Annotated in this window: 12 protein-coding genes; all 12 read right to left on the reverse strand. The window is 61.2% G+C overall.

The genetic code is table 11. The annotated features are described in order from the left end of the window. Positions 1 to 158 precede the first annotated feature (158 nt). Positions 159 to 1,202 (reverse strand): hypothetical protein, encoded by a 1,044-nt coding sequence (locus tag O4H62_RS23795; RefSeq protein ID WP_269391373.1) that lies wholly within the window; start codon positions 1,200 to 1,202, stop codon positions 159 to 161. Next, the gene (locus O4H62_RS23800) at positions 1,195 to 2,205 is read right to left on the reverse strand and encodes a Gfo/Idh/MocA family protein (RefSeq protein WP_269391374.1); all 1,011 of its coding nucleotides are present in this window, start codon (positions 2,203 to 2,205) and stop codon (positions 1,195 to 1,197) included. The genes O4H62_RS23795 and O4H62_RS23800 overlap by 8 nt, the downstream gene beginning before the upstream one ends. Further along, positions 2,202 to 3,059, reverse strand: a complete 858-nt coding sequence (locus O4H62_RS23805; protein ID WP_269391375.1) for a Gfo/Idh/MocA family protein — start codon at positions 3,057 to 3,059, stop codon at positions 2,202 to 2,204. The genes O4H62_RS23800 and O4H62_RS23805 overlap by 4 nt, the downstream gene beginning before the upstream one ends. Further along, complete coding sequence (locus O4H62_RS23810) at positions 3,056 to 4,186, reverse strand: sialidase family protein (RefSeq protein WP_269391376.1); 1,131 nt, start codon at positions 4,184 to 4,186, stop codon at positions 3,056 to 3,058. The genes O4H62_RS23805 and O4H62_RS23810 overlap by 4 nt, the downstream gene beginning before the upstream one ends. A gap of 143 nt (positions 4,187 to 4,329) precedes the next feature. Further along, on the reverse strand, positions 4,330 to 6,492 hold the full coding sequence (locus tag O4H62_RS23815) for a hypothetical protein (protein WP_269391377.1): 2,163 nt from the start codon (positions 6,490 to 6,492) through the stop codon (positions 4,330 to 4,332). Positions 6,493 to 6,638: 146 nt separating this feature from the next. Beyond that, entirely contained in the window at positions 6,639 to 7,511 is an 873-nt protein-coding gene (locus O4H62_RS23820) for a glycosyltransferase family 2 protein (RefSeq protein ID WP_269391378.1), read from the reverse strand. Positions 7,512 to 7,551: 40 nt separating this feature from the next. Then, entirely contained in the window at positions 7,552 to 9,300 is a 1,749-nt protein-coding gene (locus O4H62_RS23825; protein ID WP_269391379.1) for a UDP-N-acetylglucosamine 2-epimerase, read from the reverse strand. A 6-nt stretch (positions 9,301 to 9,306) separates the two neighbouring features. Continuing rightward, entirely contained in the window at positions 9,307 to 9,960 is a 654-nt protein-coding gene (locus O4H62_RS23830) for a glycosyltransferase family 2 protein (protein WP_269391380.1), read from the reverse strand. After that, positions 9,942 to 11,024 carry an N-acetylneuraminate synthase family protein gene (locus O4H62_RS23835; RefSeq protein ID WP_269391381.1) on the reverse strand — a complete coding sequence of 361 codons (1,083 nt, stop codon included), beginning with the start codon at positions 11,022 to 11,024 and terminating at the stop codon, positions 9,942 to 9,944. Before O4H62_RS23835 ends, O4H62_RS23830 begins: the two co-directional genes overlap by 19 nt. A gap of 41 nt (positions 11,025 to 11,065) precedes the next feature. After that, positions 11,066 to 11,908, reverse strand: a complete 843-nt coding sequence (locus O4H62_RS23840) for a dTDP-4-dehydrorhamnose reductase family protein (protein ID WP_269391382.1) — start codon at positions 11,906 to 11,908, stop codon at positions 11,066 to 11,068. Positions 11,909 to 11,943: 35 nt separating this feature from the next. Further along, positions 11,944 to 13,140: a DegT/DnrJ/EryC1/StrS family aminotransferase gene (locus tag O4H62_RS23845; RefSeq protein WP_269391383.1), complete on the reverse strand. Its 1,197-nt coding sequence runs from the start codon at positions 13,138 to 13,140 to the stop codon at positions 11,944 to 11,946. Beyond that, positions 13,137 to 13,880 (reverse strand): glycosyltransferase family protein, encoded by a 744-nt coding sequence (locus tag O4H62_RS23850; protein ID WP_269391458.1) that lies wholly within the window; start codon positions 13,878 to 13,880, stop codon positions 13,137 to 13,139. Before O4H62_RS23850 ends, O4H62_RS23845 begins: the two co-directional genes overlap by 4 nt. Positions 13,881 to 13,882: the final 2 nt, after the last annotated feature.

The raw sequence follows: 13,882 nt of genomic DNA on the forward strand, positions 1-13,882 counted from the left end.
CACTCCAGTTATCGGCATTTACCTGCCTTTAGAGGTCGGCCCGTCTCTATCACCCGCCTTGTCGCAAAGTCAAGGAATACACCCCACGGCAACGGCCATGGTGATCGGGCCGCGGAAGTCTGGATCTCCAGGCGAAATCCGCCGGCTTGGGAACCGGTCTAACGGCCCAAAACCGAGCGAATGGCTGCGCCGCATGCCTGCACGTTTTGACACTCGTTGACCCAGCTTGCGAACCGGCTGAGCCGAAGCCCCTGATAGGATTGATCAGGAAACCAGGAATAGCTCGGGACACCGGCACGGCCCGCCTCGGCCAGCAGCATCGAGTTGAGGCCGAAGGCGATGTCGGCGATCGCGAACAGTTCGGGCTTGTCGAGGTTATGCCCCTGAAGAACCAAACCGGCTTCATGCCGGGCGGCGAACGCCCCCCAGTCATGGGATTCCGCCGGGTGCGGACGGATCATCACATGCATCGGTCGCTCGGCATCTACCGACATGGACCTAACCTGCGCGACCAGTTCGTCGGCAGCGAGGTAGATGTCTTCTTCCTCCGCCTGATCCCATTGCCAGCCTTCTGAATCGGCAAAACCATATTCGGAGACGAACATCACCACGACGGCATCGGGGGCAATCCCGAGTCGTTCGCGAACCCGGGGCCCGAGCGCAGGGTCCGCCGGCGCCAGGGAAGCCCAGAGCAACGGATGCTCGAACGTTACGACCGTATCCACCGGACATCCCAACTCCTGCAGCCGGTCGCGGCACCATGGATCCGGAACGGCGATCGCGTCGGGCTGGTAGCGCCATCTGTCGGTAGGCGTATCGCCGGCAAACCGCTGCCAAAGGTTCCAGTAATGGTCGACAATGGAGATGACCGGGACGCCGGCCTGGCGGGCCGCCTCGATCAAAGCCTTCTCGATCGTGAATCCGACGGAGGCGCCGACGATCACACGGTCGGGCCGATGCTGTTTGACTGCCTTGCGGGCGATATCGCGAAGGTCCTCAGGCGACAACCCCGCCGCGAGCGCCTGAACCTGATCGGCGCGGTCTTCGAAATAGCGGTCAGCGGGACTTTCAAGCAGTACAAGCAGGGTGTCGTCGGCCGGACGCCCGCTCATGAAACGCGCTATCAGCGAGCCGGCGCCCGCCTCCCGCGCACCGACAAGCAGCCGGGGCGCGTCGAAGGCATCGGCCAGCAGGCTAGCCATCGCGGACAACCTGTCCGGTTTCCAGCGAGCGGCGGATCATGTCGCCAACACGGACGGTTTCAAAACCGTCGTTGACTGCCGATCCATCCCAGGGTCCGTTCTTCACCCGATCCAGGAACCGGTCGATCATCGGTTCGAAAAATCCGCGCTTGGCACCATGAATATCGACATATTCATAGGTGTCCGGAGCGATAACCGCGTTTTCGTCCTTGAACAGGCGCACGTTCATGTCGAAGTCGGCGACTTCGAGCGCTCCGCCGGATCCGCGAACCTCGAACACTGCCTCACGCGACGTGCCGGACAGGGGCGGCGTGACCCAGGAGATCTCAAGCACCGCATCGACGCCATTGGCAAAACGCAGGTTTGCGATCAGATAATCGTCCTTGTCGCGCAATCCGGCGCGGGACCGTGCGAACACCTCGACCACTTCACTGCCGGTTACCCAGCGCATGATGTCGACGTCATGCGGGGAGAGCCAGTAGACCAGATCGGTCTTGCCGAGCACGCGCTCGGCCCGCTTGCGATTGGAGTTGCGCCTTGCAAAGATGTGGCGCACCTCGCCGACTTCGCCCGCGTCCACCAGGCGCTTCATTTCGGAAAAGCGGGAACTGTAACGCAACACGTGGCAGAGCGCGCCGAGCTTGTCTGGCCGGTCCAGCAAAGTGACCAGCTGCTCGGCATCCGACATCGAGGTGGCGAAGGGCTTTTCCAGAAGGATATGCTGCCCCGCATCCACGGCGGCGCGTACCGGCTCCACGCGCACCCACTCGGGCGTCGTGATGATGGAGGTCGTGGCGTTGGGGAAATCCTTGTAGGGGGCGGCAAAATCGCTGCCCGGATATCCGGCAATGCCGTAGCGGTCGGCAAAGTCCGCGGTTTTCTCGGGGGTATTGCCGACAACCGCGACCAGTTTGCAATCGGCACGCTGGGCGATGATGCTGCCGTAGATATCGGCCATCAGGCCGGTGCCGATCATGACGATTTCTATGGGGGCCTGGCTCACGAGCGGTAAGTGTCCCTGTTGTCGATTTCCTCGAGCAGTTCGATAGCTGCCAGCGAGCTTTCGAGCGCGATTGACGACTTGCCGGGCAGGAACCCGTTCAGCAGGTGGTCCAGTTCGGCATGGTAATAGGCGCCATCCAACTCGACTGTCTCGATCTGCTGGCCGGCTTCATCGATGCGGCCGATGGAATAGAATTCCGGCGTATCGCGCACGAGGGTGAGCGATCCGGCATTGCCCGACTTCATGTCGAGGTGCAGGTGAATGAAGCGCGGACCGAAGGTGATCTGGTGTTCGGTAATGTCGTGGCCGGCCAGTTCAAGCAGCATTTCGAGGGCATGAATGCCGTAGAAGAATGCGCTGTTGAGGCGAGGATCCGGCCCCAGGTCGGTGCAGGCGGCCGGCGCCGACGCCAGATAGGTCGCCTTGCCCTTCGCTGCATTGCGGACGCTGACCAGTTCGGGCGTGAAGCGCAGCGGCGACGCCGAGCACAGGGCCACGCCCCTGGCGCGAGCAGCCTCGATCAGCTTGCGGGCATTGGCCGCGTTCTCGGTGAACGGCTTGTCGACGAATGTCGGGACGCCCGCCTCGATCGCTGACAGCGCGGGAGCGGCATGACCGTCGGCAAAGCGGCCGATGACCATCGCGAAGTCCACGTCCTGCAAGGCTTCGGCCGGCGTGGCCGCGACCTTCTCGATGCCGAGCGCCTTGGCCTTGCTGGCAGTCTGCTCGGGGTCTTCGCCCCAGATCGAGGTGACCCTGGCCACCGACGCGAATGGTGCGTCGGCGCCGTTGATGCGATTGGCGAAGGCTTCGGTGTGGGTGCTGTCGGAGCCCAGAAAAGCGATACGGATCATGGCAGCTTCCAGTGCGTGCCGCAGACGTGGCGGGTGCCGGTGTCATCAACGAAATAGTAGACCGTGAACATCTTGCCCGGCTCGAGTTCGATGCTGAACGGGTAGCCGCAATCCCAGGTCGGGCTATCATCGCGGATGATGATTTCCTCGTCGACCAGCCAGGTCTGGCCGCGGTCCTTGCTGATGGCGCAGCGGATGCCGTAAGGCGCGCGGCGGTAGCCGTAGGTCGCCAGAAGGTCGCCGTTCGACAGCACCATCAGGCTGCCGGGCTGGCCCCAGATCCCGGTTTGCTGCGGGAAAGTCCAGCACAGTCCGCCATTGAGGCTGCGTGCAGTGACCAGGTTGCCGACCATGCCGACCGGCATGAACTGGTCGCCGCTGGTGTGATAGGTCTCGTCGGCGCGGATCATCGCCAGCATTTCGCCGCCACCAAGCGAGATCAGAGACGTCTCGTTGTAGTTGATGCCCTGCAGCTCGGAGAAGCGGCCTTTCTCGTCCGAGGCGATGCGGATCGGCTCGCACCAGGTCCGGCCGCGGTCGAACGAGCGCACCACCCAGGAGATGTCGGAGCGCTGCGGCGCGCCGGTGTAGACGGGTGCCAGCCACGATCCGTCGGCCATCTCAACGATCGGGTCGCGCGAGCAGGACCCGCCGATCTCGGGCACGTCCTCGACGCCGATCTCCGTCCATGTCTCGCCATTGTCGGTCGAGCGCATGATCATGTTGCCAACGACGGAGGTCACCAGACCATGCTCGGCGCGATGCGAGAAGATCTTGCGCGGAGGTTCGCCACCCACGGCGCTGGTCGGGCGGATGTCGAGCGCGACGAAGCGGCAGATCACGCTGCCGTCGGCCAGCACGGTCATCGCCGGATCATTGACGCCCCAGCGGCCCTTGTAGACCAGGCGGCGGTTCTCTTCCGGCCAGGTCTGGCCCATGTCGTCGGACGTGATCATGTAGATCGCGCTGTCCGGATCGTGATGGGTGGCGACGTTGTTCTTGGCCGCGTCCGAGCTGAACTTTCCGGCCCGGCGGAAGGCGACCGCCAGTTTGCCGTTGGGCAGGATCACAACATGGGGAAAGGAACTGTAGGCGTCGCTCTCGCGATAAATGGTGACGTGCTTCACTTTTTAGCCTCGGGCTGGATCATTCGACATCGGTTTGGTGCCCTGAAACGGGCGGATGGTCCTCTAAGACGCGATTTTTTCATCGCTGGCCTTCGCTCTTATCTGTGCAATACGGTCTTTCTGCAACCCCGGTTTTGGATTGTTCATGCCGAATCGGCGGGATTTTGGGCGGTCCCGGTATCCGGCTTCGGGTACATCGAGTTCGTTATCATCTGCCGGAGTCCGGATAGCCAATTCGTTTGTGGCCTTACGATAATATCGGCAATGCGTTCGCAGCTCCGACCGTCATTGGGACCATTGAAGCGCCGGATACCGTGCCGCAAAAGCTCCCGCGCCCGTGCCGCAGTGGCCTCGTCGAAAAGCATGGCATGCACCATTTCACCGACACGGCTCGGATCACTACACCCCATGCTCAGTCCCTCCGCGACGAAATCCACCACTTCGGTCTTGCCGCTGAAATCGCAGATCAGGGTCGGGGTGCCGATAATGGCGGCTTCAATGGCAATGTTGGACACCACCACGATCAGCAGATCGCTGGCGCCCAGCAGCTGGCCGAGAGGATATTGCTTGACGATATCGATCCTGTCGCGAACCCCAAGCCGCTCGGCCATTGCCTCGAAATCAGCGATCTGGTCGCTTGGATGCAGCTTGAGAACGACATGCACGCCTTCGAGATTTGGCACCGCACCAAGAACGGGATCAAGCTCGGTTTCGGGGTCCGGGAAGGCTTCCGTCCCAACGGTGACCAGCTTCTTGCCTTTTGCGCGTGGGAAATCTTCCTCGACACGGTGCCGGTCGGCGTCGCGGTTTCCCCCGTGGTGCTTGTCGTAGGTATGGGCACCCACGACTTCTATCGTGTTTGGCTTTACTCCCGCCTTTACCATGTGGTCACGGATTTGATCACCATAGGCGAGATGATAAGGCGCCGGGAAGAAATAACCGTCTGGCCGATGTCCCAGAAGGATCGGGAAATGCCCAATCCACGGGGTGTGGTGCGCGACAGCCTTGCGCCCGAAAGCGACTGCAAGCGGCAAAGTTTCATTTATCGACAACACCGCGTGAACCCGGCCATTTCTTGCTATATGTTCGTAGAGATGATGCAAATCGCGCTGACGCCGCATGAAGTAAGGCCAATTCATTTCGAAATGGAACCGAATCGCCGAGGCCAAAAGTGGTTGGTCTTTGTTCAATTGCATGAGTGGCCAGTTCAGCTTTTCCCCGCGCAGCTCGCTCTTCTGCAGTGAGGTGTAAATCAAAGACAAACCTTGAACGTCTGTTCTATCCACGGTGAAAAGCGAATCTGTGACAAGCACAACTTTCATGCCGCGCGCTTCAACGGCCTGCGCAATTTTTATGGCCGGGTCCAGATTCACTTTTGAGCCGGAGTCACTGACGGTTATCAGAACCCGTTCTTGTTTATCAAGATTAGGTATTTCCTCGAAAGGTAACGACTCGGAGGTCGGCTTGATACCTATTAGAAATTCGGCAAGCTGCAATTTCCATTTGTTTAGGCTCGAGTTTTTGTCGGCATACTTTGATGTTTTCTGCCGTTGATAAATTCGTTCGCCGATGCGGTTACTCAACTGCATCAACCGTACGCCAATCCGCTTTCTTTTATTTGCAAAGAACTCGCTGATGTCACCTGTGTGAATTGCCCTAACGTTACGGAGGAATCGTAAGAAGCGGATTCTCATGCGCTTCTTGAAATTGCGTGCGCGCTTGTCGTTTCGGATCAGCGATTGTGGCAAAGTTAGGCGACGAACGAGGAGCGGATGTACTTGAACAAAGTGATTCACCATGAAGCGGAGACGCTTGGCATGAACAATCGGAAGATGCCTGTTTTGCCACCCGATCGCGAGGTGATCTGCGAGTTCCCGGCTTAGTCTTCGGGACGCCAGGCGAAAACACTCATACGTGTCTCGATCTACCAAAATCACGCAATTATGTGTGTTTGCAGCGGCTTTGTAGGCCAGCATGATGTGAAACCAGCTACTAGCAATCTCATGATAGCTGGTGAGCAACACGTCGTGTTTAGATCGCCACCTCACGGCCGAAACCAAATTGTCTACTAGTTGATAAGCCTGCCACTCGACCTCATTTATTTCGTGAGTCGTCAGCGTAGTGCGAAAGGGCTTAGCATCCCACCTTCGCTCTTCATACTCAAGTACAGTAGGGCTATTCGCAAGCAAGTTAATGCTGTCCGCTGGCCAGCCCATAATCTCGTCGAGCTGCCCAAGAAGCTCCAGATCATTTTTGTGGTTTCTAATGACCACAAAGTTGGCACGGTCAGGTTCAATGATAAGCATGCAAGCCTCTTGGGACCAACCGGTGTGGATGCCGAATGGCAAATCCCGCTCAACGGTGCCTCTGCGATTTCGCGCGACTTATCGGACATTTTGTCTGCCAGCGCAACACGATCAAGCGCCGGCAACCCGCCGAAAACCGATCTCTCTCACGACCAGAATCTGCGCACCTGCAGGTGCATGCGCGGCACCATCAGCCAGGAGTAGAGAAGGTTCCACACGCCCCTGGCCATCTGTGTGCGGGTCTTCAGCCGGCTGGCAGCATATTCGAGCGCTACATAGGCAAACAGGTGCCTGCGGATGGAACGATCAAGACGCGGATCGGACCGGTATTTTTGCAAGAGGTAATCGCCTGCGGCCTTGACCCTGGCGAAAACCGGCCGGCCTCCGAGATGGATGATTGCCAGCGGCTCCGGCACGACGGCAAGATCCCCACCCGCCAACGCGAAGCGGGCGAACCAGTCCACATCCTCCAGCCGCAGCATGTTCTGGTCATAGGGGCCGACTGCCTCGAACGCCTCGCGGCCAATCAGGACGGTCGAGCCCGGACAGAACCAGCAGCCGGAAAAGAACATCGACGGATCTGCGCTTGGGACCGGGACGCGCTGCTCGCGCCGCCCGTCCGCGAAGCGGTATTCGAAGCCCGAGGCAATCGCGGTCCGTTTCGGCTGGGCCCCATTGGCTGCAATGAAATCAATCTGGCGCTCAAGCTTGTGCGTGACCCATTCATCGTCGGAATCAAGCCAGGCGATCCAGGTTCCGCGCGCGGCCCGGGCGCCGGCGTTGCGCGCAGCCCCCGCTCCGCTGTTGACGGGCTGCCGCACCAGCCTGATGCGCGCATCGCCTTTCACGTCATCCGGCAGCGCGAAGGGCGGCGTGGAACCGTCATCGACCACGATCAATTCGAAATCGGCGAAGCCCTGCGCCAGAACCGAGCGGATCGAGGCGGTCGCCGTATCCTGGCGGTTGAAGACGGGAATGACCACACTGACCAAAGGAGTGTCATTTTGCGGCAAGCTCACGATACGATCATCCCATCAGGTCCGGTGCACACTGACACTCTCACGTGTTTAGACCCTCTGCTGCTGCGCCCGCATCGACCCGATCGGCAGTCAACCGGGCGATGCGTCTGGCGCTGTGCCCGTCGTTCGGCCCGTTGAACCGCTCGATACCGTCGTGCATTTTCCGGTTGGCAAGCTCCGCCGTCGCAGGGTCGAACAGGATGGCCTCGGCCTGCCGCCGGACTTCGGCGGGATTGGTGCAGCCCAGGCAGAGCCCCTCCCCGACGAAATCCAGAACCGCCGACTTGCCGCTGAAGTCGCAGACCAGCGTGGGCGTGCCGACAACCGCGGCCTCGATGATCACCGTCGACATGACCGACACCAGCAAGTCGGCGGCGCCGAGCAATTGTCCGAGCGGATAGCGGTGAACCATGTCGATCCGGTCCGCGACGCCAGCCCGCTCCGTCATTTTCTGCATGAAGGCCGGATCATCGTCCGGGTGCAGCTTGAAGATCACATGCGCGCCGGCGATCTGGGTGACCGCCTGCAATATCGGAACCAGTTCCGTCGCCGGATCGGGAAAGGCCTCGCTGGTCACGACAATCAGGCGATTGCCGGCCAGGCGCGGGAAATCGGCTTCCACCGCGGTCCGGTCCGCCGCCCTGTCGCGGCCCAGATGCGCATCGAATGCCGGGCTGCCTACGACATGGATGCTTGCCCTGTCCTTGCCGGTCGAGGCGATATGGTCGGCAAGCTGGCCCCCGTAGGCGAGATGCTCGCTCGCGGGGAAGAAATAGTGATCCGGGCAGCGCCCGATGGTGGCGCCGAAATGCCCCGACCAGGGCAGCGACCGCGCACGCGCCCAGAGCCCGGCGGCGATCGAGACCGGCAAGGTTTCGGGGATTGAAAGAACGGCCCGGATGCTGCAGAGCCGGCCGGCAATGCCGAGGACGCGCTGGCCCCGGTCGAAGCGGGTGACGTATTTCGGCCAGCCCCAGGCAAGCGACCTGTCAAGCGCGGTCACGAGCGTCTGCGGCAACGAACCCGCCGCGTCGACCGACTGCCATTTCGGCGACGCCGACGTGACCGGGAAGACTGGCAGGTCACCGTCAATCGTCAGCACGTTGCGCCGAGAAAGATCGGGATCTTCGGCAACCAGTGAAACTTCCGTGAGCAGCAGGATCTGCACCTTGAGGGCATCCAGCTCGGGAAGGATCGCCTTGAGAGGCCTCAGATTGATTCCGGTTCCCGAGTCATTGCACGTCACAATGGCAACCTTGCGGCCCGCAAGCCGGACCGCCGCGCGGGCTGCGGCAGGAAGTTGCCGCGCCAATCGCAGGCCACGCCTTGCAGGGCGCAGCAGCGAACGGATGCGGCGCAGCACGGAGGGCGGCGGTTCCGCGCCATTCTCTCCGGCTGGATCGAACGCGGCCATCATCGGCTGATCCATCAGCGCAAGTGCTACATCGCCCTGCATCAGGACTTCATGCATGGCGAGAACGCGCAGCGAACCGGTGGCGATTTCATGATAAGCGCTGGTGAGGATGTCCTTTTGAGCCCCGTCGTGTTGGGCATCGAGCAGCGCATCCGCCATCCCGTAGGCCTGCTCTTCGAGACGGGAAAGTGCGGCGGCACCAAGCGCTTCCTCTATGGGGACAATCTCCCGCTCGCCATCGGCGACTGCAAGCGAACCGGCGGCGGTTCCCACCACCCGACCCGCAGGCAGTTTCATACCGGCCAGCGCCGCTCGTGCCGCCTCGTCATCCCTCGCGATCAGGGTGGAAGCGCCATTCAGAGCCAGCCTGCGCATCGGCACTTACCGTCCGAAATGCTTGAAGAACGCGATGACGGCGGCACGCCCGATGATATAGTTGGCCTTGAGGTTGCCGCCGATGCGGGCCTGGCCGACGCGCGGCGCTGTCGGGACAGGCAGCTGGTCAAGCTTGCCGCCCTGGCGCACGATGAACAACATGAATTCGGTGCCGATCGAGCGATAGCTGTCGAACCAGCCGAGCTTTCGGTAATAGCTCATGCGGTAGGCCTTCATGCCGCAAAGCGGGTCCTGCAATCCGTAGAATTTGCGCGCCATGATCTGAAACGCCAGTTCCGAAACGCGCGGCACGAAGTCGCGAATGCCGACCACCAGGTCGGCACCTTCGTCGAGACGCTTGACGAACTCGGGAATGAGATCGCCGGGCAACTGGCCATCGGCATCGATGGTGATGGCGTAGTCGAACCCGAGCGCATCGGCACGGGCAAATCCGGACGACAAGGCGCCGTCATAGCCCTGGTTGACCTCATGGGTGACCACATCGGCGCCAAGGCTGCGCGACAGTTCGGCGGTGCCGTCGGTCGAACCGTCATCGACAACGATCGGCTGTCCGAAGGCGGACACGACCTTGAGCACCGGTGCAATCGTGTCCGCCTCGTTGAGAGCCGGAATGATGATGGCTAGTCGAGGTGAGCCCATGTGAGATGCTCCCCTTGCTTGACCGCTGACCGCAATGTTTTTCCGACGATCCGGTCTTCCATGTAGGGCGCAAAACCATCTCTGGGACAAGGACGCAGAGCCTCGAGATCGGCGCTGGTCAGAACCTCGCCCGGAGCCAGGTCACGCTTTGCACGCAGGCCGCGGCGCTGAACCACCACGGTGTCGATCTCGTTGTCCTCGACCTTCTTGATCCCGTCGCCGAGCGCCATTTCGAGCTCGCGGGTGCGATCCATCATGTCGCGCCAGGTGCGTGGGTCCATGGCGAACTTGTGGTCCGGACCGGTGCGGGTGGTGTCGTCGGTGAAGTGCTTTTCCATGATCCTGCCGCCCAGGGCGACCGCTCCGAGCACGGTTGCATGGCCGGGCGTGTGGTCGCTCAGCCCGAGGATCATGCCCGGATACATGGCGGCGAAGGTCTTGAGCACGTTGAGCTTGATGTATTTGAAGTTCTCGAGGCTCGCGGTGTAGTTGGTGTTGCACTGAAGCAGGGCAACCTTCTCGTTGACGGCAAGTGCTGCCTGCACGGCGCGGTCGGCATCCTCGGCGTTGGCGGCGCCACAGGCGAGAATCGTGGGTTTGCCCTTCCTGGCGACATACTCGATATATTGCGGCCAGGAAACATCGCCCGAACCGATCTTGTAGGCCGGCAGGTGCGGATCAAGCTCGTCGACAAGATCATAGGAATAGGGTGTGGTGAAAAAGCTCACGCCGGCGGCCTTGGAGGCCAGCTTCAGTTCCTCTGTCCAGTCGGGATTGACCGAGGCCGCCTGATAGACTTCGAAAACCGATTTCTCCCACTTCGACTGGTGCGACATGGCTTCGGCCGGCATGCTTCTGAAGCCGACATCGGAGACGATCGATTTCGCCTGGAAATGCTGGAACTTGACCGCGTCCGCCCCTGCGTCGGCCGCCAGCTTGATCAGGTCCTTGGCACGCTGCAATTCGCCATCGTGGTTGGCGCCAATGTCGGCAATGAAGTAGGTCGGATGATCGAGGCCGATGGTCTTGCCATCAATTTCGAATTCGGCGGCTGGCTTGTTCATTGTCAGTCTCCCTGGCGTCTTTGCATGTGACCTGACCGCCTCTAGAGGGCAGCGATCTCGTCTTTCAGATCTGGAAGCGTTACGGAAAACGCCTGTTCGAAGCGCGTAACGTTCATTCGCATGTCCCGTGGCCTATAGGCCATAAGCGACATGTCGGCAACGCTGCCCTTCTTCATCGCCCCTGCATCGAGCCCCAGATGCCCGGCCAGAACCAGCGCAAAATCGGCCTTCGACATGCCGCCGTGCGAACCGAGATTGAAGATGCCGGGGCGGCGCGCCTCGATGGTCCGGGTGATCATCGCAACCAGGCTGTCGAGCCCCAAGGGACTGAACAGCACATCGGTGAAGCCGGTGAACTCCGTACCCGCCCGCAGGGTCTTTTCCAGCCAGTCGCTGAAACTCGGCCGGCCCTCCAACTGGCTGTGACCGAAGAAGTTGGTCCGCAGTACCGTGGCCGGCATCCTCAACGCCGCGAGCTCCCCGGCATATTTCGAGAAGGCGTAGGTGTTGGCGACATGGACATCGTCCTCCCCGAACGGCCCGTTGCCTTCGTAGACCTGGTCGGTCGAGATCTGCACGAGATGAGAACCGGGTCGCTTCTCAAGGGCTGAGACCAGGTTTTCGACCAGCTTGACGTTGATGCGGTAGGCTTCGTTGGGGACCTCTTCGCAGCGGTCGACATTCGTCAGCGCCGCCAGGTTGACCACAACGTCGGGTTCTGAGGCGGCAACCAGATCGGCGGCAACAGCCGCATCGGTCAGGTCGCCGGCGACGTCCATTCCCTTGCTGTTGCCGTGAGCAACAACGTCCATGCCGGCAGCACGCAACGCCGGCACGAGGCTGTGCCCGAGCATTCCACTGGCTCCAGCCAAGAATACGCGCATTGAAGTCTCCCCCGGTGGCTCGAAATTGCTGCCGGTCAGGACAGGCTGGCGATGGTCTCTGCCAGGATTTCAGCCTGGCGGTCGGCCTCGGCGAGATCCCAGTAGTTGGTCTTGAACTGCATCAGCCGCGGCTGCAGGTCTTCGGCCACCGGGCAAAGACCGCGCTGGTATTTCGCCTTGTTGTCTTCGGAAATGAAGCGCTCGCGGCCGAGCAGGTTCATGTCGCGGAACATCGGCTCGAGATAGGTGAGCTGCCATGCGCCGTAGACGCCGTGACCGCCGCGCGACTTGAACGCGTCGCGGACCTTGTTCCAGCTGTGTTCGGGATGGCGCAGCTGGACGACATAGGTCCAGTAGCTGTTGACGCAATCGGCCGGCGTGAACTGCGGAATGAGCCATTCGCAGCCCTGCACCGCGGCATCGAGCTTCTTCGCCGCGTCGATGCGGGTCTGCACCAGCGGCTCGATGTTTTCGACCTGCGCAAGGGCAACCGCGGCGCAGAGTTCCGGCATGCGATAGTTCCAGCCCATGGTGACATGGCGCTCGTAGGTCGGCTCCTGGATGTCGTCCTTGGTGATCTTGCCCTTCTTGGCGCCGACGCCGGCATAACCCAGCGACTGCACCTTGCGGGTACGATCGGCGAGCTCGCCATCGTTGGTGATGACCATGCCGCCTTCGCCGGAGGTCAGGTGCTTGGAGCTCTGGAATGAGAAGCTGGCGGCGTGGCCGAGCATGCCGACCATGCGGCCCTTGTACTTGCCGAGGAAGCACTCGGCATTGTCTTCCATGACGAACAGATCATGCTTGCGCGCAAGCTCCATGATCGGATCCATGTCCGGTGACAGGCCGTAAAGCGCGACCGTGATGATCGCCTTGGTCTTCTCGGTGATCCGCTCGGCAATCGATGCGGCCGAAATCTGGAAGGTGTCGGGTTCGACGTCTGCGAACACCGGCGTGGCGTTGGCCTGCAACACCGCGAATGTCGTGGCCGACATCGTCAGCGGAGGCACGATCACCTCGTCGCCGGGGCCGATGCCCTGTGCCTCAAGAAGCGCATGCATGGTTGCCGTGCCATTGGTGAAGCTGAGGGAGTAATCACAGCCATACACCTGGCAAAACAGGTCTTCCAGCCGGCGGGTCATTATCGAGCCCTTGGAACTGCGGAAATCCGTCGCCAGCACCTCCAGGACATATTTTTCCTCGTTGCCGAAAAGACGCTTGGACGTGGTCATGAATTTTCCTCGTTCAGGGATTTGAGATAGCCTTCGTTGCGCACGGTGCCTGCATTGATGTCCCGCAATTCGGGCTTTTGCTTGAGCAGGGCGATCACGTCGCGATACGAAAACAGGTTGCTGCTTTTCCCCAATGCGGCGAAAATGGCCCGCATCAGTTCGAGATCATCGGGCTTGTCGACGGTCAGCCGCCAGTCACTGATGTTCTCCCGGTATTCGAAGTTCTTCACCTGGAACAGGTCCGGGTTCTTCCAGATGTAGGGTGTCACGTGTTCCCGCTCGGACGCAAGCCTGGCCTCGCGGTCCGCGCGGTCGAGTGCGGAAAACCGGAACACCTCGATGTCCAGCCCCTCGGGGAAGGTCGGATTGAGCGTGTTGCTGCAATAGTCGAGCGAGGGATCTGCCAGAAGCGCATCGATGGCCTCGTCGATCACCGCCGCATCCTTGAGCGGGTCATCGGCGGTGATGCGGACGATCATGTCGGCGCCGGCCTGGCGCGCGGCGCCGATGAAGCGGGACAGCACGTCGTCGGTCGATCCGCGGTAGACCGGCACCTTCAGCTCTTCATCGAGGTAGCGGGCAAGCCGGTCGTCATCGGGCTCTTCGGTTGTCGCCACGACGATCTGCTCGATGTGTTTGGAGGCGGCGCAGCGCTCGACCACGTGCCGGATCAGCGGACGGCCTTCGATGTCGAGCAAGACCTTGCCCGGCAAGCGGCTGGAACCAAGTCGGGCCTGCACTA

This window comes from Parahoeflea alexandrii, assembly GCF_027214025.1.
Taxonomy (GTDB): Bacteria; Pseudomonadota; Alphaproteobacteria; order Rhizobiales; family Rhizobiaceae; genus Hoeflea; species Hoeflea alexandrii_A.

What these genes read in the sequence shown, in the direction of transcription:
- O4H62_RS23795 (WP_269391373.1), bottom strand. Translation starts at nt 1,202, where the DNA reads ATGGCTAGCCTGCTGGCCGATGCCTTCGACGCGCCCCGGCTGCTTGTC.
- O4H62_RS23805 (WP_269391375.1), bottom strand. Translation starts at nt 3,059, where the DNA reads ATGATCCGTATCGCTTTTCTGGGCTCCGACAGCACCCACACCGAAGCC.
- O4H62_RS23815 (WP_269391377.1), bottom strand. Translation starts at nt 6,492, where the DNA reads ATGCTTATCATTGAACCTGACCGTGCCAACTTTGTGGTCATTAGAAAC.
- O4H62_RS23825 (WP_269391379.1), bottom strand. Translation starts at nt 9,300, where the DNA reads ATGCGCAGGCTGGCTCTGAATGGCGCTTCCACCCTGATCGCGAGGGAT.
- O4H62_RS23830 (WP_269391380.1), bottom strand. Translation starts at nt 9,960, where the DNA reads ATGGGCTCACCTCGACTAGCCATCATCATTCCGGCTCTCAACGAGGCG.
- O4H62_RS23835 (WP_269391381.1), bottom strand. Translation starts at nt 11,024, where the DNA reads ATGAACAAGCCAGCCGCCGAATTCGAAATTGATGGCAAGACCATCGGC.
- O4H62_RS23840 (WP_269391382.1), bottom strand. Translation starts at nt 11,908, where the DNA reads ATGCGCGTATTCTTGGCTGGAGCCAGTGGAATGCTCGGGCACAGCCTC.
- O4H62_RS23845 (WP_269391383.1), bottom strand. Translation starts at nt 13,140, where the DNA reads ATGACCACGTCCAAGCGTCTTTTCGGCAACGAGGAAAAATATGTCCTG.